The 24102-nt window shown below is 59.5% G+C and carries 18 protein-coding genes, 12 tRNA genes and 1 riboswitch; of the genes, 15 read left to right on the top strand and 15 right to left on the bottom strand.

The genetic code is table 11. From position 1 onward, the window contains the following. The first annotated feature begins 248 nt into the window (after positions 1 to 248). From GWQ22_RS09235 to GWQ22_RS09265, 7 genes are all read left to right on the top strand, one after another. Positions 249 to 2804 (top strand): TonB-dependent receptor, encoded by a 2556-nt coding sequence (locus tag GWQ22_RS09235; protein WP_275930116.1) that lies wholly within the window; start codon positions 249 to 251, stop codon positions 2802 to 2804. A 108-nt stretch (positions 2805 to 2912) separates the two neighbouring features. Then, positions 2913 to 3677, top strand: a complete 765-nt coding sequence (locus GWQ22_RS09240; RefSeq protein ID WP_108537263.1) for a DUF3450 domain-containing protein — start codon at positions 2913 to 2915, stop codon at positions 3675 to 3677. Next, complete coding sequence (locus tag GWQ22_RS09245; RefSeq protein WP_275930117.1) at positions 3674 to 5047, top strand: MotA/TolQ/ExbB proton channel family protein; 1374 nt, start codon at positions 3674 to 3676, stop codon at positions 5045 to 5047. The genes GWQ22_RS09240 and GWQ22_RS09245 overlap by 4 nt, the downstream gene beginning before the upstream one ends. A 10-nt stretch (positions 5048 to 5057) precedes the next feature. Continuing rightward, on the top strand, positions 5058 to 5585 hold the full coding sequence (locus tag GWQ22_RS09250) for a MotA/TolQ/ExbB proton channel family protein (RefSeq protein WP_275930118.1): 528 nt from the start codon (positions 5058 to 5060) through the stop codon (positions 5583 to 5585). 67 nt (positions 5586 to 5652) lie between these two features. Next, complete coding sequence (locus GWQ22_RS09255; RefSeq protein WP_212514744.1) at positions 5653 to 6060, top strand: biopolymer transporter ExbD; 408 nt, start codon at positions 5653 to 5655, stop codon at positions 6058 to 6060. 16 nt (positions 6061 to 6076) lie between these two features. After that, a complete protein-coding gene (locus tag GWQ22_RS09260) occupies positions 6077 to 6712 on the top strand; it encodes an energy transducer TonB (protein ID WP_042035771.1) in 636 nt (211 codons plus the stop codon). A gap of 11 nt (positions 6713 to 6723) precedes the next feature. Beyond that, positions 6724 to 7959: a tetratricopeptide repeat protein gene (locus GWQ22_RS09265; protein WP_275930119.1), complete on the top strand. Its 1236-nt coding sequence runs from the start codon at positions 6724 to 6726 to the stop codon at positions 7957 to 7959. 207 nt (positions 7960 to 8166) lie between these two features. Here the strand turns inward: GWQ22_RS09265 and GWQ22_RS09270 are convergent, their stop codons facing one another. Then, positions 8167 to 11154, bottom strand: coding sequence for a glycosyl hydrolase family 18 protein (locus GWQ22_RS09270; protein WP_275930138.1), 2988 nt, complete (start codon positions 11152 to 11154; stop codon positions 8167 to 8169). A gap of 147 nt (positions 11155 to 11301) precedes the next feature. After that, positions 11302 to 11388, bottom strand: a riboswitch (cyclic di-GMP riboswitch). A gap of 294 nt (positions 11389 to 11682) precedes the next feature. Between GWQ22_RS09270 and GWQ22_RS09275 the strand changes: the two genes are divergently transcribed. Further along, the gene (locus GWQ22_RS09275; protein WP_275930120.1) at positions 11683 to 13827 is read left to right on the top strand and encodes an ExeM/NucH family extracellular endonuclease; all 2145 of its coding nucleotides are present in this window, start codon (positions 11683 to 11685) and stop codon (positions 13825 to 13827) included. A gap of 138 nt (positions 13828 to 13965) precedes the next feature. On the opposite strand, the gene GWQ22_RS09280 is transcribed toward GWQ22_RS09275, so the two are convergent. From GWQ22_RS09280 to gltX, 6 genes are all read right to left on the bottom strand, one after another. After that, positions 13966 to 14041, bottom strand: a tRNA-Ala gene (locus GWQ22_RS09280). A gap of 48 nt (positions 14042 to 14089) precedes the next feature. Beyond that, positions 14090 to 14165: transfer RNA gene (locus GWQ22_RS09285), tRNA-Ala, on the bottom strand. Positions 14166 to 14213: 48 nt separating this feature from the next. After that, positions 14214 to 14289: transfer RNA gene (locus GWQ22_RS09290), tRNA-Ala, on the bottom strand. Between the two features lie 64 nt (positions 14290 to 14353). Beyond that, positions 14354 to 14429: transfer RNA gene (locus GWQ22_RS09295), tRNA-Ala, on the bottom strand. A gap of 28 nt (positions 14430 to 14457) precedes the next feature. After that, positions 14458 to 14533, bottom strand: a tRNA-Ala gene (locus tag GWQ22_RS09300). Positions 14534 to 14769: 236 nt separating this feature from the next. Then, positions 14770 to 16185: a glutamate--tRNA ligase gene (gene gltX, locus GWQ22_RS09305; RefSeq protein ID WP_275930121.1), complete on the bottom strand. Its 1416-nt coding sequence runs from the start codon at positions 16183 to 16185 to the stop codon at positions 14770 to 14772. A gap of 274 nt (positions 16186 to 16459) precedes the next feature. Between gltX and GWQ22_RS09310 the strand changes: the two genes are divergently transcribed. The 3 genes from GWQ22_RS09310 to GWQ22_RS09320 all read left to right on the top strand — a co-directional run bounded on the left by GWQ22_RS09310 (position 16460) and on the right by GWQ22_RS09320 (position 19811). Then, complete coding sequence (locus GWQ22_RS09310) at positions 16460 to 18562, top strand: methyl-accepting chemotaxis protein (RefSeq protein WP_275930122.1); 2103 nt, start codon at positions 16460 to 16462, stop codon at positions 18560 to 18562. 99 nt (positions 18563 to 18661) lie between these two features. Next, positions 18662 to 19330: a LysM-like peptidoglycan-binding domain-containing protein gene (locus GWQ22_RS09315; RefSeq protein ID WP_275930123.1), complete on the top strand. Its 669-nt coding sequence runs from the start codon at positions 18662 to 18664 to the stop codon at positions 19328 to 19330. Between the two features lie 271 nt (positions 19331 to 19601). Next, positions 19602 to 19811 (top strand): cold-shock protein, encoded by a 210-nt coding sequence (locus GWQ22_RS09320; RefSeq protein WP_042035779.1) that lies wholly within the window; start codon positions 19602 to 19604, stop codon positions 19809 to 19811. A gap of 282 nt (positions 19812 to 20093) precedes the next feature. Here the strand turns inward: GWQ22_RS09320 and GWQ22_RS09325 are convergent. The 8 genes from GWQ22_RS09325 to orn form a co-directional block, all read right to left on the bottom strand. After that, positions 20094 to 20169, bottom strand: a tRNA-Gly gene (locus GWQ22_RS09325). 25 nt (positions 20170 to 20194) lie between these two features. Further along, a tRNA-Gly gene (locus GWQ22_RS09330) sits at positions 20195 to 20270 on the bottom strand. 25 nt (positions 20271 to 20295) lie between these two features. Then, positions 20296 to 20371, bottom strand: a tRNA-Gly gene (locus tag GWQ22_RS09335). A gap of 35 nt (positions 20372 to 20406) precedes the next feature. Then, positions 20407 to 20482: transfer RNA gene (locus GWQ22_RS09340), tRNA-Gly, on the bottom strand. Between the two features lie 36 nt (positions 20483 to 20518). After that, positions 20519 to 20594, bottom strand: a tRNA-Gly gene (locus tag GWQ22_RS09345). A gap of 35 nt (positions 20595 to 20629) precedes the next feature. Beyond that, positions 20630 to 20705 (bottom strand) — tRNA-Gly (locus tag GWQ22_RS09350). Between the two features lie 36 nt (positions 20706 to 20741). After that, positions 20742 to 20817 (bottom strand) — tRNA-Gly (locus GWQ22_RS09355). A gap of 189 nt (positions 20818 to 21006) precedes the next feature. Then, positions 21007 to 21552, bottom strand: a complete 546-nt coding sequence (gene orn / locus GWQ22_RS09360; protein ID WP_108537750.1) for an oligoribonuclease — start codon at positions 21550 to 21552, stop codon at positions 21007 to 21009. Between the two features lie 91 nt (positions 21553 to 21643). On the opposite strand from orn, the gene rsgA reads away from it, so the two are divergent. Genes rsgA through GWQ22_RS09380 form a run of 4 tightly spaced genes read left to right on the top strand, consistent with a single transcriptional unit; the run spans position 21644 to position 24100 of the window. Beyond that, positions 21644 to 22678 (top strand): small ribosomal subunit biogenesis GTPase RsgA, encoded by a 1035-nt coding sequence (gene rsgA, locus GWQ22_RS09365; RefSeq protein WP_042035781.1) that lies wholly within the window; start codon positions 21644 to 21646, stop codon positions 22676 to 22678. A 30-nt stretch (positions 22679 to 22708) separates the two neighbouring features. Next, complete coding sequence (gene asd, locus GWQ22_RS09370) at positions 22709 to 23581, top strand: archaetidylserine decarboxylase (RefSeq protein WP_275930124.1); 873 nt, start codon at positions 22709 to 22711, stop codon at positions 23579 to 23581. Continuing rightward, positions 23578 to 23847, top strand: coding sequence for a VF530 family protein (locus GWQ22_RS09375; RefSeq protein ID WP_275930125.1), 270 nt, complete (start codon positions 23578 to 23580; stop codon positions 23845 to 23847). Before asd ends, GWQ22_RS09375 begins: the two co-directional genes overlap by 4 nt. Continuing rightward, positions 23837 to 24100, top strand: coding sequence for a DUF2960 domain-containing protein (locus GWQ22_RS09380; protein ID WP_042035783.1), 264 nt, complete (start codon positions 23837 to 23839; stop codon positions 24098 to 24100). Before GWQ22_RS09375 ends, GWQ22_RS09380 begins: the two co-directional genes overlap by 11 nt. Positions 24101 to 24102 lie beyond the last annotated feature (2 nt).

Raw genomic sequence — 24102 nt, forward strand, 5'->3', positions numbered from 1 at the left:
TCGGCCGCACGATGAAGAGCAAAAGTTAGCATGATCGTTACCATGTTCGGGAGTCACATAGGAGATCAGATCCTGGAAATCGGGAAAAGTGCCAATCAGTTCACAATATTTGTGTATAAGAGTCAGCCCCCACCCCATCCGCACCACCTCAATTGACGTCCACATCGAAAGCTTGATAAGCCTTACGCATCGCTCCAACGAGGGCGGTATGGAAGCAAACAAAAAAACAACCAGGAAGGATATAAGCGATGCTTAGGAAAAGCAGACTCTCTGCTGCCGTTGCGTTTGCCTTGGCGAGCGCGGCAGTGGTAGCCACCCCCGCTATGGCCGAAGAAGGCCAAAACGTTGAAAAACTGCAGAAAATCAAGGTGACCGGCTCCCGCATCTCCCGTGTCGATGTGGAAGGCGCCACCCCGGTTATCGCCATAAGCAGAGCCAGGATCGAGCAATCCGGTCAGCAGACAGTGGCTGACTACCTGAAACAAGCCTCCTTCAACTCCTTTGGTGGTTTATCCCCCGCATCTGGTAACTCCGCTCAATCCCAGTCGACCGTTGGTCTGCGTGGTCTGGGCTCAGAGCGCACTCTGGTGCTGCTCAATGGCAAGCGGGTCGCGGGCTCCCCTTCCATAGGTGGCAGCGCCATCAACCTGAACACCATTCCCATGGCGGCCGTTGAACGGGTGGAAGTGAACCTGGATGGCGGTTCCGCGCTGTATGGCTCTGATGCCATCGGCGGTGTCATCAACGTCATCTTGAAGCAAGACTACGAAGGGCTGGCCTTCCAGGGGCGTATTGGCTCGCCCACCAAAGAGGGTGGCGACGAGAAGAATGGCTCCATTGTCAGCGGTATCACAGGGGAGAAGGGCGCCCTGATGATGGTCTATGAACACGATGTCAAAGACGAGATCTACTACAAGGATCGCGATTATCTGGCATTACAGGGCGCCTCCGCTCCCAGCCTGTATGGCCGCAACATCAAGGGGGTCGATGCCGCCACCGGCAAGACGGTCACCCGCACACTGAAAGGCGTCGACTGTGCCAATACTGGCACCGGGTTCGTGCCTGTCGACTCGACTTGCCGCTTCGACTTCGCCCAGGTTGCCGCCAAGACCGCCTCTCGCAACCGCGACACCGTCTACGTCAACGGGCGCTATCACGTCAATGACAGCGTCGACTTCGTGCCCCAGCTGATCGGCTCGCGCATCACCAGCTTTGGCCGCTCCGCCCCGGCTCCTGGCCCCTTCAGCATCGACGGCACCACCCCGGGCGGTGCCCAGCTGCTGGCCGACAACGGCTTCATCGGCGAGAAGGCCACCGTCTACTACCGCTTCAACAACGTCGGCCCCCGTGACAACGACGTCACCGACATGACCGGCAGCATCAACCTGGGCTTTGAAGGCGCGCTGCCGACCGAAGCGGTGGGCGATGTGGAGTGGAGTGCAGGCTACATGTATTCCAAGACTGACAACAAGAACCGTGGAACAGGTTATGTGCTGAACCCGGCGGTCCAGCAACAGGTCGATGCGGGCAACTTCAAGAACGGCGAGTTCTCCAACGCGGCGACCAACAGCCTCTCCTACGACATCAGCCGTACTTCCAAGATGGATTTCTTCCAGTGGTACGGCGGCCTGGGCTGGAGCATGGGCGAGCTGCCGGCCGGCCCCATCGGCTGGTTTCTGGGCGCAGAATACAACGATTGGACCTACTCTGACACCTACGACAGCCAGTCCGAAGCTGGCAACGTCATCGGCTCTGCCGGCAACTCGGGTGGCGGTGTACGCGACGTCTTCGCCACCTACATCGAGAGCTTGATCCCCATCACCGAGCAGATCGAGTTGAACCTGGCCGGTCGTTACGACAAGTACAGCGACTTTGGCAGCGCCTTCTCGCCCAAGGCGAGCCTGCGTTATCAGCCGCTGGACAATCTGTTGTTCCGTACCTCCTGGTCACAATCCTTCCGTGCTCCGGGTCTGGATGATCTCTATGCCGCCGATGCCGACTCCGCCGACTTTGCCAAGGACTATGTCTCCTGCCGGGCAAACGGGGTGGCCAACTGCCCGGAAGAGCAGTTCACCACGATTCGCCAATCCAACAAGAAGCTGAAGGAAGAGACGGCTGACACCTTCGGCATAGGCACTGCGTATAGCCCGATCGACGATCTCAACCTCTCGCTGGATTACTACTACATCAAGATAGATGACGTGATCCAGCTGGCGACCACCCAGACCCAGTTCTATCAGGAGCTGAATACCGGCAGCAACCCGAACGTCATCCGCGATGCCAATGGCGATGTGGAGCAGGTCTATGCTGGCATGGTCAACCTGGGTCAGCTCAAGACCAGCGGTCTGGATTTCAAGGCGGATTACAAGTACGACTTCGACGTCGTGACAGTACGCTACGACTTCGGCAGCACCTACATTCTGAAATACGAAGAGGGTCTGTTCGCCGGTGGTCCCATGGTCGACAAGAAGGGCTGGAACGCCAAGCCGGAACTGCGCTTCAACTCCGGCGTCGGGGTCAATGTGCCGCAGTGGTGGAACATGGATACCTACCTGAGTGCCAACTACATCGACTCCCAGAGCCAGGATTACGTAGATGGTCAGAAAGAGGGGCATATTGCGTCCCAGACCACCTGGAACCTGAACGTCGCGGTTGACACCCCCTGGAATGGCAAGCTGCAAGCCGGTGTGAGGAACATGTTCAACGTAGACCCCTCGCTCTCCAGCGACGGCTTCACCTATGACGAAGACCTCTACAACATCGACGGGCGCGTCGTCTACCTCGACTACACCCAGAAGTTCTAATCAACCTCGTTGATATACAACCCAAGCCGGCCCGGTCGGGCCGGCTTTGCCCAACGTCCAAGGAAGTTACGGAGATAGGGTAAACCTATGAAGACAAGGACAATTACAATGAAGAAAGCGCTCCTCGGCAGCCTGGTTTCTGCTGCCTTGCTGACCAGCTTCACTCTGAGTGCCGCCTCTGCCGGTCAGGCAGTGGACGCTCAAGCCGCCACCAACAATGCATCCAAAGTGTCCCAGCAGAAGATCGACAACTACGCCGAGTCTGCCGAGTCTGCCCTGGCGCAGTACAAGGCCGCCCTGCGCCAGGTCGACAGTCTGCGCACCTACAACGAGCAGGTGGGCAAGATGGTCGACTCCCAGACCACAGAGCTGGCCTCGATGCAGCGCCAGATCGCCCAGATCGATCAGACCAGCACCGAAGTCGTCCCCCTGATGCTCAAGATGATCGACTCCCTCGAGCAGTTCGTCTCTCTGGATCTGCCGTTCCAGAAAGTCGAGCGGGAGGACCGCGTGGCAGCCCTGACGGACCTGATGAACCGGGCCGATGTCACCATCTCCGAGAAGTACCGCAAGATCCTGGAAGCCTACCAGATCGAGGAGGGCTTCAGCCGCACCATCGAGTCCTACAAGGCCAGTCTGGACAAGGCTGGCACCGAGAAGACCTACGAGTTCCTGCGCGTCGGCCGCATCGCCCTGCTCTACCAATCCCCGGATGGCAATGAGACCGGCATGTGGAACAAGAAGACCCGTCAATGGGAAGAGCTGCCCCAGGAGTATCGCAGTGCAGTCGAACAGGGCTTGCGTATCGCCAAGAAGCAGGCGCCCCCCGCGCTCATCAAGCTGCCGGTTCAAACTGCGGAGAAAGCATCATGAAAGGAATCAAACTTGCTATTGCCTCCCTGATGGCGGGAGCCACCCTGATCATCCTGCCGGTGACCGCCGCCGAGAAACCGGTAGATCTGAACGCGCTGCTCAATCAGGTCAAGGCCTCCAGCCTGAGCGAATCCCAGCTCAACAAGGAGCGGGAAGCCCGCTTCCTGGCTTACAAAAACGAGCAAGGGGCATTGCTGGCCAAGGCCAAGGCCGAGCTGGCTGCCGAAACCGCCAAGGGCGAACAGCTCAAGGCGACCTTCGATGCCAACGACAAGCAGCTGACCGAGCTGACTGACACCCTGCGCCAGCGTTCCGGCAACATGGGCGAGATGTTCGGGGTGCTGCGTCAGTTTGCCGGTGAGTTCAAGGGGATCTTCAATGCCTCCGCCCGCCGGGTCGAGCACCCTGAGCAGGCGGCGCTGCTGACCCGTCTGGCAGAGAGCAAGGAGCTCCCCTCCAGCGATGATCTGACTGCCTTCTGGACCACCACCCTCAGCCGCATGGTTGACGGTGGCAAGGTGAGTCAGATGCCGGCGACCGTGGTGTACGGCGAGGGCAACCAGGCCGAGAAGACAGTGACCCAGATCGGTGAATTCAACACCGTCTCCGAGGGCAAGTACCTCACCTTCGTGCCGGAGACCGGCAAGTTCGAACAACTCTCCCGTCAGCCGGAGAAGAGCGTACTGGCACCTATCGCCGAGTTTGAACAGGGTGGTGGTGGCGTCAAGCCCATCTTCGTCGACCCGTCCCGCGGCGTGATCCTCTCCCTGCTGGTGCAGTCACCGACCCTCAAGGAGCGTATCGATCAGGGTGGTTCCGTGGGTTATGTGATCCTGGCATTGGGGGTCATCGGCACCCTGCTGGCCCTGTTCTGCGGCGCCCGCCTCTCCCTCATCGGCGGCGCCATGCGCAAGCAGCTGAAATCCGATCAGATCATCAAGGGCAACCCCATCGGCGAGATGTTGGGGGCTTACCAGAGCCATAGCGGTGACAACATAGAGGATCTGGAATCCAAACTGGACGAGATCATTCTGCGCAATGTGCCCAAATTCGAGAAGGGCATCAGCATCATCAAGCTGATCGCCTCAGTCGCACCGCTGCTGGGTCTGCTCGGTACCGTGGTGGGGATGATCGCTACCTTCCAGGCCATTACCCTGTTCGGTACCGGTGATCCCAAGCTGATGGCGGGTGGTATCTCGGAGGCGCTGGTGACCACCATGCAGGGTCTGGTCGTGGCCGTGCCCATGCTGTTCCTCTACACCATAGTGCAGACCCAGAGCCGTCGTCTCATCCAGGTGCTGGAAGAGCAGAGCGCCGGTTTCGTCGCCCGTTATCAGGAACGTCTGCACGCCTCCAAAGCCGCAGCGTAAGGAGTCACCCATGTGGTTCTGGTTGATTGAAGAAGTCGAGTCGGTCCGCCGGTTTCTGGGATTGGGGGGCGACGTACTGGTCGCCCTGTTCTTCCTGACCCTGATGATGTGGGCCCTGCTACTGGAGCGCAGGTTCTACTTCATAGCGGTCTACCCCAAGCAGGTGAAACAGACCAAGGCAACCTGGCAGGCCCGCAGCGACCATCTTTCGTGGTCTGCCAAGCAGATCCGGCGCGAGCTGGTCTCTCGGGTTGCCATGGCGGTAGACAAGGGAATGCCGGTCATCAAGGTGCTGATCGCCCTCTGTCCACTGATGGGGCTGCTGGGAACCGTGGTGGGTATGGTGCAGGTGTTTGACACCCTGGCCATCACCGGCACCGGCTCCCCTAGGGCGATGGCCTCGGGCATTTCCAAGGCGACGGTACCGACCATGGCGGGCATGATTGCCGCCCTTTCCGGCCTGTTTTTTGTCAACCAGCTCGATCACAAGGCCAAGCTGGCGGTCGAGAAGCTGGAAGACAACCTGAAACACGGTTGATGCAGGATGCACTCCCCCGCCGGACGCGAGCCTGGCGGGGGCACAGAACAAGCAAGGAGTTTTTGCCATGAGAAAACGTCACAGCGACAGCAGTGCTGATGAGGCGGCCATCGATTTGACCCCCATGCTGGACATAGTGTTCATCATGCTGATCTTCTTCATCGTCACCACTTCGTTCGTCAAGGAGTCCGGCGTGGAGATCAACCGCCCGAGCGCCAGCACGGCCGAGACAGTGAAGAAGGGGAACATCATGGTCGCGGTGCGCGAGAACGGTCAGGTTTGGGTCGACAAGCGTATCGTCGAAGTGGGGGCAGTACGGGCCAACATAGAGCGGCTGCGGGCCGAGAATCCGGAGAGCGCCGTGGTGATCCAGGCCGATAACGAATCCCGTTCAGGTCTGGTGGTCCAGGTCATGGATCAGATCCGCATGGCCGGTGTCCAGAACATCTCCATCGCGGCAGACAAGAGCAGCTGATGCCGGAGATAGACCTATGAGATACCTGATATCGTTGGCTGTCTCCTGTGTGGTGGTGTTCTTCCTGTTTCTGGGAATGAACAAGCTCATCACACCGGATCACCGGGAGTTGGTGGAATCCGAAGACGTCAGCATGACCGACTTCATTCGGGTTCGCCCTCAGGAAACCCTGCAAGAGAGACAACGCGAGCTGCCCAAACCGCCGCCGCCGAACCGGCCACCTCCCCCTCCCGAGATGGAAGTGGCCAGCACGGATCGGCCGCAGATGGAAAGCTCGCCGATGGACATGCCCAAGCTCGACCTCCCGGTCAACATAGGTGGTGGCAACGCCCTCGGCGCCTACAGCACAGGCGGGGGGGGGGGCGGCATGGGTGGCAACAACGGCGCCATTCCGATGGCGACCTTCGAACCCATGATGCCCCGCAAGGCGGCGCTGGCGGGACTCGCCTCCGGCAAGGTGCTGGTAGAGTTCACCGTGACCGAACGTGGCACCGTCAGCAACGTGCGGATCGTGAAAGAAGAGCCCCGCAGCTATGACCTCGGCAAGGAGGCGCGCAAGACCATCGCCAAATGGACGTTTAAACCGGCCATGGTCGATGGCAAGGCGCAGGCCACCCGCATGCAGCAAGAAATCGAGTTTGCGGTCAACTAAGGAAGGTGGCGATGAAAAAGTTACACACCCTGATCCTCGCCCCGGTTGCCATGGCGGTGCTACTCAGCACAGCCAGCTGGGCCGCCGAGCAGCCGGCCCTCTCTGACCGCGCCTATCGCGCGGTCAACAAGGCACAGGCGTTGATCACCGAGAAGAAATACGGCGAGGCCAATGCCAAGCTGCAGGAGGCGCTGTCCGGCGCCGGTGAGCGGGTCTACGACAAGGGGGTGATACTGCAGACCCTCGGCTTCGTGGCGGCGCAGCAGGAGAAGTACGGTCAGGCGACCACATACTTTGCCGATGCCATCGCCACTGGCGGCCTGCCGCAACCCGTGGCCCAGCAGGTGCGCTACAACCTGGCCCAGCTCTACATGGCGGAGGGCAACTTCAAGGCCTCCATCAGTACCATGAACCAGTGGTTTGCGAGTCTCGGCAAGGATGAGAAACCGACCCCGCACGCCTACATCACGCTGGCCAACGCCCACGTACAACTCAAGCAGTACCGGGAAGCTATCCCGGCGGTAGATCAGGCGATCAAGCTCTCGGCAGGTAAAGCGCCGGAGTCCTGGTATCTGCTGAAGATGGGGGCTCATTACGAGCTGAAACAGTACAAACCGGCCACCGAAGTGCTGACGACCCTGGTCGACATGTACCCGGCCAAGAAAAAGTACTGGACCCAGCTCTCGGCCATGCACATGCAGGCGGGCAACGATGGCAAGGCGCTGGCGGCGCTCGAATCAGCCTACCACCTCGGTATGCTGACCGAGCCGGCCGAATTGCAGCGGCTGGCCAACTACCTGGCCTTCGCCGGTATTCCTCACCGGGCGGCACGCGTGATGGAGAAGGCGATGAAGGAGGGCACCATAGAGAACAGCGCAACCAACTTCAAGGCACTGGCCAACTACTGGCATCAGGCCAAGGAGCTGGATCCCGCCATCGATACCCTGGCGAGATCCTACAAGCTGGCTCCGGATGCCGAACTGCAATTGAAGATGGCGCGCATGATGATCCAGAGCAAACGCTATCAGGATCTGGTGGCCCTGGCCGCCAAGCCTGCGGCCAATGCCAATGGTGAACAACGCGCCGATCTGAAATTCCTGACCGGGGTCGCCTATTTTGAGCAGCAAAAACCGAAGGAGGCGCTCTCCGCCTTCACCCAGGCCGCCCAGAATGGCAACGTCAGTGGCCGTGCCTCTCCCTGGATAAACTTCCTCAAGGAGCAACAGGGCGGCGCCGTCACCCAATAAACAAGGTCACGGTTTGGCCCCGCCCGCGGCACATAACAAGGGACCGCCCCACAGGTTGCCTTGGTGGCAATTGGCCGCTCTTCGGAGCGGTCTTTTTTATCCCCCTCTTTTTATATATTCCGCCATAAAAAATCCGGAGCCTGGGCTCCGGATTGATCCTACTGGTACTGCCTTGCCACCCATGGCGTCAACACAGGAGTTATCAGATCAGTAACTACATACCAGCTTCCAGCTGCCATCGGTGGCCTTGGGTTCGCTGCTGGTCCACCAGTTCGCCTGCCACACCACCTTGTTATGGGTCATGCGATCGCCACCATTGGCGTGATCCCCCTGCGGCCAGCTCGGATAGGCCTTGTAGGCCGCCGGATTGATGTTTTGGCTGCTGCAGCTGGTCTCGCCGCCGGAGCCCAGTACCGCCTCCGGCAGGGTCGGGAACTCGGCCTTGAGCCCTATGGTCTGGCTGCCACTGATGAGGCGCATGCCGCTCGGCACACCGGCGGCTGGCAGGTAGTAAGTCATGGCGACTTCAATTTCGGCCCCCGGTGCCAGGGTCTGCCAGCCCGGCAGGGTCATGGCGACCTTGTGGAAGTCCTTCTCGCCCGCAATGCCTTCCGAGTTGTCGTTGCCACCGCTCTCTACCACTTTCAACCCCATGCCACTCTGATCCGTGATGGTGTCAGAGGTGGAAGTGGGCACCAGAAACTCGATGCGCGCGCCGCCCACAATAGTCTGGGTCGACTTGTTGACCAGCTTGAGTGTCGGGTTGATCGGGTAGTTGGAGTCCCCTTCCTTGAAGCCGGAGAGGCTGACCTGGATGTCGAGTTGGGCGCTCGGCGCGGCCAGATCATTCTGCTTGGCGTTGTACGGGGTTGCCTTGGCAAACTTCTCATAGGCCAGGGTGGTCAGAGTGCTGCCCATGCCGTACTCGTTCTTGGCCGGATCGAAGGCGTAGTCGCCCGCCATCTCCCAGAACATGACACCGCCCAACTCGCGCTTGATGATGTAGTCCAGCTTGTGGCCCATGGACTCTTCATCTTCGGTGGAGAGGAACACCTTCTTCTCTGCGTTCCACAACCAGGGCGCGTGGGCCTTGTCATCGTAGTAACGCACATACGTGCCCTGCATCACGTGCGCCGGATTGTTGGGATCCAGACCCCAGGCGATGCCGTAACTCGGCAGCGTGGTGATACCGAGGCTGGCCGCGTGCTCCAGGTTCTTGGCATGCCACATGGGCACGGCGCCGCCGCCGATCTCTTTGCCGTTCTTGTCGAGATCGTGCCAGATGTTGTCGATGCCGACCGCCCCGTTGCCACACGGAATGGTGCTGCCGCCAGTGCCTGGCTGACACTGGTTCTGGCTCGGCAGGGCCGCCTTGCCGCCGAAGCCATGGCTGCCACCGCTCACCCCCTGCCAGCCGCGGGTGTAATAGGGCACACCCACGTTGATCTTGCCGGCCGCCAGCGCACCACGGAAATAGTGGGCAGACCAGGCGGCGTTGAGGTAACCGATGCCACCAAACTGGGTCTGGTTATAGACGCCCCAGTGGGAGAGCTCGGGGTCGGCATTGTTGTCGAACAGCGCCGCGTTGTGACCGACAAAATGGTTCCAGGCGCCGTGGAAGTCATAGGTCATCAGGTTGACGTAATCGAGGTACCGGGTGACCTGGAAGTTCTCCATCCCGCGCAGCAGATAGGCCGATGCCGGTGAGGCGATGGTCAGCATGTACTTGCGGCCATCTTCGTTACCAGCGTTGTCGAGCCGCGCCCGCAAGGTCTTCATCAGCACCTCGTAGTTGGCAAACAGCTTGGCCCGGCACTGATTGGAGAGCGGGAAGTCGTTGGGGTTGCCCGCATCCTTCATGGAGGTGGGGTATTCGTAGTCGATATCGACCCCGTCAAAGCCGTATTGGCGGATAAAGCTCACCGCCGAGTCGGCCAGGGTGTTGATACCGGCAGTATTGACCGAGCAGTCGCCCTGGGTGGTGGCGGTGTAGAAGCCGCGGGTATCGGCCCAGCCCCCAACGGAGATGAGGGTCTTCACGTCCGGATACTGCTTCTTGTACTTCGACAGCAGGTTGAAGTGGCCCTGGTAGGCAAATTCAGGATCCATCTCGGCACCCGGCACCCCGCTCCAGGTCATCTTGGTGGCCGCGTCGTCTACCTTGATCAGGTGGCTCTGCTCATCCACGGCCGCGAAGGCATAGTTGATGTGGGTGATCTTGTCCCAGGGGATGTCGCTCACCAGATAGGCGGGCAGGCCATTCTTGCCGGTGCGCCAGGAGGTGAAGTAGCCGATGACCCGGCGGGCATGGTCATCCCCCATGCACTCGTAACCGTCCGGGCGATAGATCTGACGGATATCGCAGGAGAGGTTGCCCCCTGTGGGCGGCAGAGCCGCCTCTTCCACCTGCACATCGACCTGGGCCGACTCGCCTACCAGATTTTCCTTGTCGGTCGCTACCAGCTTGAGGCCGGCAGCCCCCTTGCTCTGGGGCGTCCAGCTCACCTGCCAGGGGGCGCTGACGTCCTCGCCCACCTTCTTGCCATCCACATAGAGCTCGACTCTGGCCACGTCATTGTTGGCATCGGTGACCTTGCCACTGACCGCCCCGCTGCGACCCAGGGTCACCTTGGCGCCATTGGCCGGGCTGCTGATGCTCACCCTGGGCGCCTCCGGCGCGACCACGGCGTTGACGTTGAAACTGGCATTTGCCTCGCTCAGCAGCTTGCCATCCTTGTCCAACCCACGAGATGTGAGTTGATGGGGGCCAACACCGGTGGCGACCCAGCTGGCTGACCAGGGGAATGCACTGCTCAATGCGACCTGCTTGCCATCGACCAGATACTCGACCTTGACCAAGGCACTACTGTTGCCGCTCAAGGTCACCGCCAAAGCCACGGGGGCGCCCTCGTTGAAAGCGCTACCAGAGGCGGGCGAACTGATTGCCAGTCCGAGCGCCGGTGGTGGCACCTCGCCGCCATAGAGCTTCCAGGCATCGGCCCAGACCACCCCCACCCCGGGGGCATAGTGATAGGGCGAGGCCCCACACCAGCCGGAGTAGGGAAATTCTTTGCATTCGTAGAGGGAGCCTGCATTGCTGACCACATCGCCACTCTTGTAGGCGGTGCCAGCCTGATAGGCGGGATAAGACACGGCTTGTGCCCCGGCGGGCATGGCAGCCAGGGCCACCAGCATGGCAAGCCTGCTGGACCTAAAGGTCTGTTGCATATTGTTTCTTCCTTGTTTTGTCTTGGCATTGGTCACCAGGACAAAGAACAATCGCAACCTGCGCCATGGGGGCAGACAACTGGCAATGGACCTGCCACAGACTCCACCATCCCCCCGGGAAGCCCCCGCGCTCGAACTCGACTGAGCTGGAGACCGGAGGCATTGCGTCCCGGCATCCCGGCCGGATTGCCCTTTATCTGGGTTCCGTGAGGAACAAGATGAGTATAGAAATCAAGCAACCGGGCCTCAATCTTCATTCTCGAAGAAAAATATGTGGATGCCAGCCAGATCACAGTTGCTGCCTGGGTTTAATTAACTTTTTTATCATTAATTTCATACTGTTAGCCAAGTCAAAAAAACGAGAGCGCTCTCATTTGCATCCCCGTAATGTGCGTTGGCTCACTGGTATGGCATGCCAGAAATGTGACAATGCGCGCCCTTGGCCGATGAGCCAAGGCGATGGAAACACTGGCAAAAAATAAAAAAGGAACCCTTATGAAAGGAACACGTACCCTGCTGTCGCTGGCCGTGGGGATTGCGATCGCCTCCCCATCCCTCCATGCCGCCAGCTTCAGCTGCCCGGCTGACAGTCTCCTCACCCCCATTCCCGTCATTCAGGGCAGTGGCAACAAGAGTCCGCTCATTCCCAGCGACAAGTTCGAAAGCCCCCAGAGCGTCATGGTCAAGGCGGTGGTCTCCGCGCTTGGCGAAAGCCTCAACAAGGGGTTCTACCTGCAAGATGTGCAGGGTGATGGCAACCCCCAGACCTCGGACGGCATCTTCGTCTACCTCAATGACAAGCACTTCGCCAGCAAGTACCCGGACATCAAGCCGGGCGCCGAAATCTGCCTGGAGGCCAAGGTCGAGGAGTACTACAACCACACCCAGCTCAAGCCGATCGTTGACAGCGGCATCCCGCGCCTGCAAGTCCTCGCCCAGGGGGCGGCCCCTGCCGCCGTGCCGCTGCGGGTACTGGAAAACGAGACCCTGGCCCGGGCGCTGGAGCGTCATGAAGGGATGCGGGTGCGGCTGGATGCCGACAGCGCGCTCAAGATAAGCCGCAATTTCAGCTATGACTACGCCGCCAAACGCAACAACCTGGTGCTCTCCCACCAGGCGCCACTGATGAAGCCGACCCAGCTGCACGAGGCAGACAGCAAGGCCGCCAAGGCACTGGCCAAGGCCAACGCCAACAACCGGGTGTTCCTCGAATCCGACTTCAAGGCCGCCGATGGCAAGCTGCCCTGGCTGCCGGGCTGGGAGCCGGAGCAGGATTACCTGCGCATCGGCGACGCCCCGGTCAATCTGGATGCACTGGTGGGTTACAGCTACAACGAATACCGGCTGATAGTGCCGCAGGATCAGGTGATCACCGCCGGCGATCTGCTGCGCACCAGCGACAACGATCGCCAGAGCGCCCCGGCCCGTGCCGATGGCACCGACTTGCGCATCGGCAGCTTCAACGTGCTCAACTACTTCACAAGCCACTCCAGCGTGGGTGGCGCACTCAACGTACTGTGCAAGGATCAGGCGGATGCGGACGGCGCCAAGGGCTGCAACCGCGGTGCCAAGAACCTGGAGGACTTCCAGCTGCAGCGCACCAAGATAGTCAACGCCATCACAGAGATGGATGCCGACCTGCTCGGCCTGATGGAGATGGAGAACAACGGCTTCGACAGCCACTCCGCCATCAGTGATCTGGTGCAAAGCCTCAACGCCCGGCAGAAGGATGCCAGCAAGCAGTACGCCTTCGTGGCCCTGCCCAAGGCGCTGCTTGGCAACGAGCGCTTCTTCGGTGACGACGCCATCATGGTGGCCATGATCTACCGACCCGCCAGGCTGACGCCGCAGGGAGATGCCAGCGTCATCGCGCTGCCGGTACAAAAATACCAGGACGCGAAAGGGGTCGAGAAACAGGCCTCCCAGCGTGACGCTCTGGTGCAACGTTTCACCGTCGAGGGCAGCAAGGAGCCGCTGACCCTGGTGGTCAACCACCTCAAGTCAAAGGGATCCGGCTGCCTGGAGAACCTGGATGGCAAGGAGCCGGCCGATCTGCAAGGCAAGTGCACCGAGTTCCGGGTCAGTGCCGCCAAGGTGCTGGGCGAGGCGGTGAGCACGCTGCCGGGCCAGGTGCTGCTGGTGGGGGATTTCAACTCCTACGCTAGGGAAGATGCGATCAGGGTGCTGACCGACTATCTGCCGACCGAGGGTCAGCGCAAGATAGTCTCCGCTTCCCAGACCTTCCTCGGCGATCAAGTCTATGAACAGACCGGCAGCGAGGTGAGCAAGGGCTACGGCCTGATCGACATGAACGTCAAGTTCAACAAGGAGAAGGCCATCTCCTACAGCTACGAGGCCGAACTTGGCACCCTAGACTATGCCCTCGCCAACCCGGCGCTGGCCAGCAAGGTCATCGCGGTCGCCGACTGGCACATCAACTCGTTCGAAAGCAACCTGTTCGAGTACGGCCGTGATTTCAGCGGCGACATGATCAAGTCCGGCAACCCGTTCAGCGCCTCCGACCATGATCCCATCATCGTCGATCTCAAGCTGAAAGAAGAGAGCAATGGCGGCGGCGGTGCCATGGGCGCCCTGCTGCTGGCCTTGCTGCCGCTGGCCTGGCGTCGTCGCCGCGGCTGATGCGGCCTTGCCATCACGCCAAAAGCCCGCTGCGATGCGGGCTTTTTTACGGGCAAGAGACGGGCTGGACGAAAAATGAGCCAAAACAAAAAGGCCATCGCGATAACGGTGGCCTTTTGGCTTCTTGTTACAAGAAATTGGTGGAGCTACGCGGGATCGAACCGCGGACCTCTTGCATGCCATGCAAGCGCTCTCCCAGCTGAGCTATAACCCCAAATTTCGTACCCAACAAATGGTTCTGGCGGCCATCTGTCGTAAAGAGTGGTGGAGCTACGCGGGATCGAACCGCGGACCTCTTGCATGCCATGCAAGCGCTCTCCCAGCTGAGCTATAACCCCAAATTTCGTACTCAACAAATGGTTCTGGCGGCCATTTGCCGTAAATAGTGGTGGAGCTACGCGGGATCGAACCGCGGACCTCTTGCATGCCATGCAAGCGCTCTCCCAGCTGAGCTATAACCCCACAAAGGTCGGCCTGGGTGATACACACCGCACGCCCTGGGTACTGCAATTGCCAATTTGGAATCTGGTGGAGCTACGCGGGATCGAACCGCGGACCTCTTGCATGCCATGCAAGCGCTCTCCCAGCTGAGCTATAACCCCTTTGATTCCAGATTGTTCGAGGAGAATTTGGTGGAGCTACGCGGGATCGAACCGCGGACCTCTTGCATGCCATGCAAGCGCTCTCCCAGCTGAGCTATAACCCCAACTCACCTCGGCGCTGACGAAGTTATCTCCGGCAACGGAGGCGCATGATAGGCATCACCCGCTTTGCTGTCAACCCAAAAATAACGCCGACTGGCGCGTTTAGTCAAAATTCAATCAGTTAGCTGTTTTTACCGACAGCACTACCGCTATCTCGCTGTTTTATGTCACAAATCTGGTTAGCGGACAAAAACAAAGGGCTCCTCACGGGAGCCCTTTCGCATGCCATCACAGGCACTTATTCCGCGGCCATGCGCGCTTCTATATAGGCCAAAGCGCGGTCGATGCGGGCCAGCACCCGCTCCTTGCCCACCAGTGCCATCACGGCGTCGATACCCGGGGACTGACCCAGACCGGTGACGGCAACACGCAGCGGCATACCAACCTTGCCCATGCCCTGACCCAGCTCGGCGGCAGTGGCTTCAATCAGCTCGTGCAGCGCTTCGGTGGTCCAGCTATCCAGTGCGGCCAGCTTGGCCTTGGCCAGGGTCAACGGCTCGGCAGCCACACCGCGCAGGTGCTTCTTGGCGGCCGCTTCGTCGATGGCTTCGTACTCTTCGAACAGATAGCGGCTCTGGGCGGCCATCTCCACCAGGGTGTTGCAGCGCTCGGCCAGCAGGGTGACCACCGCAGGCAACGCCGGGCCCTTGCTGGTGTCGATCTGCTGGTTTGCCATGTGCCAGGCCAGATGCTTGGCAACATAAGCCGGATCCAGGCTGCGCATGTAGTGGTTGTTCAGCCACAAGAGCTTGTCGGTGTTGAAGGCGGAGGCGGACTTGGAGATGGCATCCAGGCTGAACAGCTTGATCATCTCGTCCAGGGTGAAGATCTCCTGATCGCCGTGGGACCAGCCCAGACGCACCAGATAGTTCAGCAGCGCTTCCGGCAGGTAGCCGTCATCGCGGTACTGCATCACAGAGACAGCACCGTGGCGCTTGGAGAGCTTGGCACCGTCGTCACCCAGGATCATGGAGACGTGGGCAAACTCCGGCACTGGGGCGTTCAGCGCCTTGTAGATGTTGATCTGGCGCGGGGTATTGTTGATGTGGTCTTCACCACGCACCACATGGGTGATCTCCATATCCCAGTCATCGACCACTACGCAGAAGTTGTAGGTCGGCGCGCCATCGGTACGACGGATGATGAGATCGTCAAGCTCGGTGTTGGCGAACTCGATGCGGCCACGCACGTGGTCGTCGAACACCACGGAGCCTTCGGTCGGGTTGCGGAAGCGAATAACGTGTGGCGCATCGGCCGGGTGATCGTGGGCGCCATCCCGGCACGTGCCGTCATAACGGGGCTTCTCGCCGTTGGCCATCTGGCCTTCGCGCAGCGCATCCAGCCGCTCACGGGAGCAATAGCACTTGTAGGCGCGACCATCGGCCAGCATCTCGTCGATGATGCCGTTGTAGCGATCGAAACGCTTGGTCTGGTAGTAGGGACCCTCATCCCAGTTCAGCTCCAGCCATTCCATGCCCTCAATGATGGCGTCGATCGCCTCCTGAGTGGAACGTTCCAGGTCGGTATCCTCAATACGCAGCACGAACTCACCGCCCTGGCTCTTTGCAAACAACCAGGAATAGAGTGCGGTACGGGCACCGCCGACATGCAAAAAGCCGGTCGGGCTGGGAGCAAAACGGGTTTTGACTTTCATCTTTAAGCCTTGTGTAGAGGGCCTTGGGCCAATTCGTTAGAAAAAACCGTCGCATTTTAGCACTCAGAATCCCGGATGGGAAAACCATGAGGTTGTGGCACGCTAAAGTAGGGGGTTAAATGTGTCTGGTGACCGCTTAGCACCTGATATTTGAGGGGGATCGCAAAACAGAAGCGGCATTTCCGATTTGCTATGGGGCATGTTGGAGAGCAGCCTCCTCCGGCCGACAGTCAAATAACTCTCACACTACTTCTCACGACACAAGGAAGAGACGATGCAGTTCCGTTCTATCCAGAATCGCATTCTGGTGATGACCGGGATCGCCATGACCACAGCCCTGGTCATATTGATCCTGCTCAACCAGTATTCCGGTCAACAGACCCAGCAACTGACCATCAGTTCCAGCCGCGCCGCCCTGCAGCAGGAGGCCTGGCAGAAGGTCAGTGCCAACGCCCGCGCCGAGGCCGCCACCATCAACCAGTTGCTGCAAAAGGGGCTCTCCTATACCCAGCAGATGGCCAGTGCCCTCGCCCTGCAGCAGCAGGGCAAGCTGCCACTGGATCGCCAGCAGGCGACCGACCTGCTCAAGGCACAGCTCAACCTGGAACCCCAACTGTATGGCGCCTTCGCCGGCTTCGAGCCCAACGGCTTCGACGACCAGGACGCCGCCTTCGCCGGTCAAACGGCACTGGGCAGTGACAGCCAGGGCCGTTTCGTCCCCTACTTCTACCGTGACAAGGAGCAGATAGGCACAGACCTGCTGCTCTCCATCGAGAAGAGCGATGCCGACGAGTTTGGCAATCCGGCCAACGACTACTACGCCTGCCCGAAACGGGAGGGCCGCTCCTGCCTCATCGATCCCTTCAAGGTGGACATCAACGGCCAGCAGGTGCTGGTCAGCACCATCACCACCCCCATCATGGTGGCGGGTCAATTCAAGGGCGTCGTCGCACTGGATCTGGCGGTGGACTCCATCAGCCGTCAGGCCCAGTCCCTCAACAGCAACATCTATGACGGCCAGGGCGAGACCCTGATCGTCAGCGCCGCTGGCGTCATCACCGGCACCAGCGGCGACACCAGCCTGCTGGGCAGCCGGGCCGACAAGCTGCTCGGCAACCAGTGGCAGCAATACCTGAAACCGGAAGTGCAGCGCCAGGAGCTGGATGAATCATTCCGAATCTCTGTGCCTATCATGGTACCGGGGATGAGCCGCAACTGGGCCATCATCGTCACCCTGCCCTACAAGGTGGTACTGGCAGGAGCCGACCAGCTGGAGAGCCAGCTGGGTGACATGAACCGGGCCGCCATGACCCAACAACTGGTGGGTGCACTCATAGTGCTGGTGCTGGCGCTGGCCACCATGCTGGTGATAGCCCGCAGTATCACGGGGCCCATCCGTCAGATGGTCAGCCTGGTGAATGACATCGCCGATGGCGAGGGGGATCTCACCAAACGCCTCGCGACCCGCTCGGTGGACGAGCTGGGGGATCTGGCCAAAGGCATCAACCGCTTTATCGACAAGCTGCAAGGGCTGCTGGGGGATGTGCTCAAGACCGCCAGCGAGGTGAACCGCCATGCTGGCGATACCGACCGTATCGCCCGTCAGACCGACACCAACCTGCAGCATCACCAGGCGGAGATGGAGCAGATGCTGACCGCGGTGCAAGAGATGTCCTATGTCAGCCAGGAAGTGGCCACCCACGCCAACAACACCGCCGACTCCGCCAAGCAGGCGCAAAGCGCGGCGGATCAGGGCAAGGAGCGCTTCCAGCAGGTGATCCAGTCGATGCACAAGGTCGCGGCAGAGGCCGGTAAAGGGGCTGATGTGGTCGAAGGGCTGGCCAACGACAGCGCCCAGATCACCAGCATCCTCACCGTGATTCAGGGGATTGCCGATCAGACCAACCTGCTCGCCCTCAACGCCGCCATCGAGGCAGCCCGGGCAGGCGAACAGGGGCGCGGCTTTGCGGTGGTGGCCGATGAGGTACGCAAACTGGCGGGCAACACCCAGCAGGCGGTACAGAACACCCAGGAGCTGATCGAGAAGATCCGCCAGAGCTCCACCAATGCGGTCAACGCCATCACCCAGAGCCAGCAGCTGACCCATCAGGCGGTGAGCGAAGCGGATCTGGCAGAAGAGGCGCTCGGCAGCATCTACAAGGCGATCTCCACCATCAACGACATGACCTACCAGATAGCCTCCGCCGCCGAAGAGCAGAGCTCAGTCTCCGAAACCGTCTCCGGCAACCTGTCAAAAACCAACGCACTGGCCAACGACATTGCTCAGGATGCGACCGAAACGGCCAAAGCCAGTCAGGCATTGCGTCAGGCGGCCGACAAATTGCAGCAATTATTGGGTCAATTTCGTCTCAGCTGATAATTTTCCGCATCAGGACTCTCCCCCTCGGGGGCGAGTCCGTTTACCATAGGCGACGAATTTGCCTGATGGCAGGCAATGTAGTGAGAGGTAAATGCCGTGCCCACCCCGGACCGTCGCCCACGAGGCCATAACAGACGAGCCCAGCAGCGTCGCCAAGACGAATCACAAGGATCCCTGCTTCATCGCATCAATGCCGCGACCCTGTCCCTGCGCCAACGATTTGGCCAAGGGATGAGCAACCTCGGCCAACGCCGTCAGGATGCCAAAGCAGGCAAATTCAAGCTGACCAGCCCGCTGCCCCGCAAACACACCATTGGCCTGCTGGTACTGGTGCCCATCTGGCTGCTGTTGCTGGCCTGGGAACCTGCGCCTGCCGCCCCGAAAGCGGCCCCGTCCGGTTCGCTGGAAGTGCCGCTGGCCGTGCCTGCTCAGGCTCTTACCGTCGGCAATGGCGTGGCTGGCAGTGCACCCGCTGTAGCCAAACCGGTCGAAGAGAAGGTCAACGGCACTTGGCTGCAACACGAGGTGCAAGCCGGCGAGACCCTCTACTCCATCTGGCGCAAGTTCGAGCTGCCGGGGGCCGAGCTCAGTCGCCTGATCGCCATCGAAGGACCGGACCGCCCGCTGACCCGCCTGCAATCGGGCCGCGCCATCTTCATTCTGGTGGATGACACCCGCCGCATCCAGCGGGTAGAGATCCGCTCCTACGGTCAGGCGGTCTACCGTTATGACCGGCAGGGCGAAGGGTTCGCCCTCAAGGAATAACAAAACGGGAGGCGCTGGCCTCCCGTTTTTTTGACCTGACGCCATGAAATAAGCCGCTGACGTCACAATATGTTTAGCTTGCTCAAAAAATGAAAAGTGCCAAATTGACAAGGGATCGCGCTCACGTACAATCGTTTGTGCTTTAGACAGGGATTGTTCTACATGCTACTGGGACAAATTGACGTGGTCAGTGATGTTTCAACCCCTGATTTCTAGGCAAATGCTGCCCAACAAGGCTTAGTTTCATTTTGTTATAGATAGGACTTAACACATGTCTGACATTCGCACCGGCCAAGTAAAATGGTTCAATGAGACCAAGGGTTTTGGCTTTATCGAGCAATCCCAGGGACCGGACGTTTTCGTTCACTTCTCCTCCATCCAGAGCACAGGTTTCAAAACCCTGGCTGAAGGTCAAAAAGTCCAGTTCACTGTGACCCAGGGCAACAAAGGCCCTCAGGCTGAGAACGTCACTCTGCTCTAAGCCACGCCAGTGAGCCTGTAGGAGGAGACTTGCTCCTCCTATTTTTTTGCCCGCCATTTGCCATCTCTTGTCACAACCGCTTTCCCTATTTAACTCGCCGTGTGAGCCTGCACTTCCGTTCCTGCTTGCAGGAGGAGGGGGAGAAGCGCTGAATAAACGCCATATACGACAACGCATCGCAGCGCGATGTAATGAGCAATTCAACGTTCAACAGCTGAGTGTCTAGAAAAACCGGGGTGATTCAGTTGAAATATTGGATTGGTGTACTTCAAGGAGAGAAATTGGAGCGGGAAACGAGACTCGAACTCGCGACCCCGACCTTGGCAAGGTCGTGCTCTACCAACTGAGCTATTCCCGCAACAGAATGTCACTTGCAAATGTGTTGGAGCGGGAAACGAGACTCGAACTCGCGACCCCGACCTTGGCAAGGTCGTGCTCTACCAACTGAGCTATTCCCGCAACAGGATGTCACATTGCAAATATTTGGAGCGGGAAACGAGACTCGAACTCGCGACCCCGACCTTGGCAAGGTCGTGCTCTACCAACTGAGCTATTCCCGCAACATAAATGGTCGTTTTACGCTGGTGAAGATGATTGGAGCGGGAAACGAGACTCGAACTCGCGACCCCGACCTTGGCAAGGTCGTGCTCTACCAACTGAGCTATTCCCGCATCGGGCTGGATTGAACCAGTTTCATCATCACACTTTGGAGCGGGAAACGAGACTCGAACTCGCGACCCCGACCTTGGCAAGGTCGTGCTCTACCAACTGAGCTATTCCCGCAACAGCGTTGTCATTTTGTGGTCAGTGAGGATGATTGGAGCGGGAAACGAGACTCGAACTCGCGACCCCGACCTTGGCAAGGTCGTGCTCTACCAACTGAGCTATTCCCGCATCGGGCTGGATTGAACCAGTTTCATCATCACAATTTGGAGCGGGAAACGAGACTCGAACTCGCGACCCCGACCTTGGCAAGGTCGTGCTCTACCAACTGAGCTATTCCCGCACACACCATAAAATGGCATCAAAACAAATCGTGCAGCATTTGGTTGCTTGCGCTACTGCACGGGAGCCGAATTATAAGAGCACTCTTTCCAATTGCAAGGGCTTTTTCGTCTGGTTGCGCGCGTTCGCTCAAAAGCTGGCCGAACTGTCGATTTTAGCAACCAATCGATGGTAACCCCTTGCCTGGCACTCAGATCTTGAAGACATGGCTGCGATAGAAGCGCAGTTCCGCAATGGATTCGCGGATGTCGTCCAGCGCCTGATGGGAACCACTCTTGGTGAACTGATCCAACAGTTCTGGCTGCCAGCGACGTACCAGCTCCTTGATGGTGCTGACGTCGACGTTGCGGTAATGGAAGAAGGCTTCCAGCTCGCCCATGTGTTTGACCATGAAGCGGCGATCCTGCCCTATGCTGTTGCCGCACAGCGGACTGGTACGCTCCGGTACCCACTGGCGGATAAACGCGAGCGTCTCGGCCACGGCCTTGGCTTCATCGTGCTGACTCGCCTTGACCCGGGCCACCAACCCGCTCTTGGTATGGGTATTGACGTTCCAGTCATCCATCTTGGCCAGCTCTTCATCGTTCTGGTGGATGGCAATAACCGGCCCTTGTGCCAACACGTTCAGATCCTTGTCGGTGACGATGGTGGCGATCTCCAGTACCACGTTCTCTTCGGGGTCCAGACCCGTCATCTCCATGTCGATCCATACCAGGTTCTGCGCGCTGACTGTCATGATTGCTCTCTCTATTGGGAGGAATGGCGGAATTTTGCCAATTTGCATGTATCATACTGGCTTTGGATCTGTTCATAAACTGGCGAATCGAGTGGCAAAGAAAGCAAAACTCAATCTGGGTCAACAAAGGCGCGTCCAGGCCAACCGCGAGCGGCGGCTGCAAAAAGATCACACCACAGTGGTGGATGACACCCTGTTTGGCCCGGCTATCGAAGGGGTGGTGATCAGCCGCTTCGGTCAGCATGCGGACGTGGAAGCCGTCGATGGCACCATCCACCGCAGTAACCTGCGTCGCAGCAGCATCAGCAGTCTGGTGTGCGGCGACAAGGTGGTCTGGCGTCCCGGCCTCAATGCCGCGACCGCAGGGGTTATAGAGGCGGTGCATCCGCGTCACTCTGTGCTGACCAGGCCGGACTTCTACGACGGGGTCAAACCCATCGCCGCCAATATAGACCAGATCATCATCGTCTCGGCGGTGATGCCCGAGTTCTCCACCAATATCGTCGACCGCTATCTGGTGGCCGCAGAGGATGTGGAGATCCAGCCGCTCATCGTGCTGAACAAGGTCGATATGCTGGATGCCGCGGCCCGCGCCCGCATCGAGAGTCAGCTCGACCCCTATCGCAAGCTGGGCTACCAGGTGATCCTGGTCAGTTGCGAGAGCGGCGAAGGGCTGGATGAACTCAAGGCCCAGTTCGAAGGCAAGATCAGCATCTTCGTCGGCCAGTCCGGGGTGGGCAAATCGTCGCTCACCAATGCCCTGATGCCGGGGCTGGATGTGCTGACCGGCGAGATCTCCGAAAACTCGGGGCTAGGTACGCACACCACCACCACGGCGCGGCTCTATCACTTCCCGAGCGGCGGCGATCTCATCGATTCCCCCGGGATCCGCGAGTTCGCTCTCTGGCATCTGGAAGCCGATCGCATCACCTGGTGCTTCATCGAGTTTCGTGACTACCTGGGGGGTTGCCGATTCCGCGACTGCACCCACAAGGACGATCCCGGCTGTGCCCTGCGTGCGGCGGTCGACCGTGGCGACATCAGCGCCGATCGCTTCCACAACTATCACCGCATCCTGGAAACCATGCAGGAAGCCCGCCACGGTCGCCAACAGGCCCGACTGTGACCCATTCAACTTATTATTTCGATGAAGATCATGAGCATCACTGACAACCTGAAAATTGCCGGTCAATACTGCCTGCCCAAACACGCCCTCTCCCGTCTGGTGGGCAAGCTTGCGGCTGCCGAAGCCGGCAACCTCACCACCAAAGTGATAGAGGCGTTTATCAAGCAGTACGGCGTCGACATGAGCGAGGCGCTGCACGAGAGCCCGGCCCACTACAAGAGCTTCAACCAGTTCTTCACCCGTGAGATCAAGCCGGAGATACGTCCGCTGGTTGAGGATGCCATGACCCTGGCGCTGCCGGTGGATGGCACTGTCAGCCAGCTCGGCCCCATCCATCAGGGGCGCATCATCCAGGCCAAGGGCCACGACTACAGCGCCCGTGAACTGCTGGGTGGCTATGAAGATCTGGTGGCGCCGTTCAAGGATGGCGACTTTGCCACCATCTATCTGGCGCCCAAGGATTACCACCGCATCCATATGCCGCTGGACGGCGTGCTGGAGAGCATGGTGTTCGTGCCGGGGGATCTCTTCTCCGTCAACCCGCTCACCGCCGAGAACGTGCCCAACCTGTTTGCCCGCAACGAACGGGTGGTCGCCACCTTCCGCACTCCCCATGGCCCCATGGCGCTGGTGCTGGTCGGTGCCACAATCGTCGCGAGTATCGAGACCATCTGGGCCGGTAATATTGCACCAACCAAGCAGAAGGAAGTGGTGCGCTGGGATTACCGCGGTGATGAGGCCATCACCCTGCAAAAAGGGGCCGAGATGGGCCTGTTCAAGCTGGGAAGTACCGTGGTCTGCCTGTTTGGACCTGGCATGTTGGCCGGCTTCGAACCGCATCTGGCCAATGGTGTCACTACCCGCATGGGTCAACCCTTTGCCACATTGGCGGCCAAGGCATGAGTGACCAGCCAGGCACCTCGCAACCAAAGAACCCGCTGCACGGGCTGACCCTGGAGGCGATCGTCACCGCCCTGGTCGACCACTATGGCTGGGAAGAGCTCGGACAACAGATAAACATCCGCTGCTTCACCGACGACCCCAGCATCAAGTCCAGCTTGAAGTTCTTGCGCAAAACCCCCTGGGCCCGGGAGAAGGTCGAGAGCCTCTATCTCTATGTCCAGCGCAAGCAAGCCAAATCGAAGAAGGAAGGGCCAGATGGCGTTTAAGATTACCTACACCTACAAAAAACAGGCCAAAGAGCTCGGCTACGCGAACGACAAGTTCCGCAGCATCTACGACGCCATTGCCGCCGCTGAAGGCCTGGATCTTTCCAGCTTCCACGCCATGGAGGCCCAGCTGGCGCAGGTCTGCCGCCGTGACAAGAAGAGCGTGAAAGATTATCAGGAGAACTACTTCAAGGAGCTGGGTTTCTCCAACATCGTCATCGAGCGGGACAATCTCGAAGACAAGCAGGGGTAAGC

The sequence above is a fragment of the Aeromonas sp. 1HA1 genome, from assembly GCF_029237385.1.
Classification (GTDB): Bacteria; Pseudomonadota; Gammaproteobacteria; order Enterobacterales; family Aeromonadaceae; genus Aeromonas; species Aeromonas popoffii.

Bases quoted from the DNA above. Each gene is read 5' to 3' on its own strand.
- GWQ22_RS09240 (WP_108537263.1), top strand. From the start codon at position 2,913: ATGAAGAAAGCGCTCCTCGGCAGCCTGGTTTCTGCTGCCTTGCTGACC.
- orn (WP_108537750.1), bottom strand. From the start codon at position 21,552: ATGACAGTCAGCGCGCAGAACCTGGTATGGATCGACATGGAGATGACG.
- GWQ22_RS09260 (WP_042035771.1), top strand. From the start codon at position 6,077: ATGAGATACCTGATATCGTTGGCTGTCTCCTGTGTGGTGGTGTTCTTC.
- GWQ22_RS09380 (WP_042035783.1), top strand. From the start codon at position 23,837: ATGGCGTTTAAGATTACCTACACCTACAAAAAACAGGCCAAAGAGCTC.
- GWQ22_RS09250 (WP_275930118.1), top strand. From the start codon at position 5,058: ATGTGGTTCTGGTTGATTGAAGAAGTCGAGTCGGTCCGCCGGTTTCTG.
- GWQ22_RS09265 (WP_275930119.1), top strand. From the start codon at position 6,724: ATGAAAAAGTTACACACCCTGATCCTCGCCCCGGTTGCCATGGCGGTG.
- GWQ22_RS09255 (WP_212514744.1), top strand. From the start codon at position 5,653: ATGAGAAAACGTCACAGCGACAGCAGTGCTGATGAGGCGGCCATCGAT.
- asd (WP_275930124.1), top strand. From the start codon at position 22,709: ATGAGCATCACTGACAACCTGAAAATTGCCGGTCAATACTGCCTGCCC.
- GWQ22_RS09245 (WP_275930117.1), top strand. From the start codon at position 3,674: ATGAAAGGAATCAAACTTGCTATTGCCTCCCTGATGGCGGGAGCCACC.
- GWQ22_RS09310 (WP_275930122.1), top strand. From the start codon at position 16,460: ATGCAGTTCCGTTCTATCCAGAATCGCATTCTGGTGATGACCGGGATC.
- GWQ22_RS09375 (WP_275930125.1), top strand. From the start codon at position 23,578: ATGAGTGACCAGCCAGGCACCTCGCAACCAAAGAACCCGCTGCACGGG.
- GWQ22_RS09270 (WP_275930138.1), bottom strand. From the start codon at position 11,154: ATGCTGGTGGCCCTGGCTGCCATGCCCGCCGGGGCACAAGCCGTGTCT.
- gltX (WP_275930121.1), bottom strand. From the start codon at position 16,185: ATGAAAGTCAAAACCCGTTTTGCTCCCAGCCCGACCGGCTTTTTGCAT.
- GWQ22_RS09275 (WP_275930120.1), top strand. From the start codon at position 11,683: ATGAAAGGAACACGTACCCTGCTGTCGCTGGCCGTGGGGATTGCGATC.
- GWQ22_RS09320 (WP_042035779.1), top strand. From the start codon at position 19,602: ATGTCTGACATTCGCACCGGCCAAGTAAAATGGTTCAATGAGACCAAG.
- GWQ22_RS09235 (WP_275930116.1), top strand. From the start codon at position 249: ATGCTTAGGAAAAGCAGACTCTCTGCTGCCGTTGCGTTTGCCTTGGCG.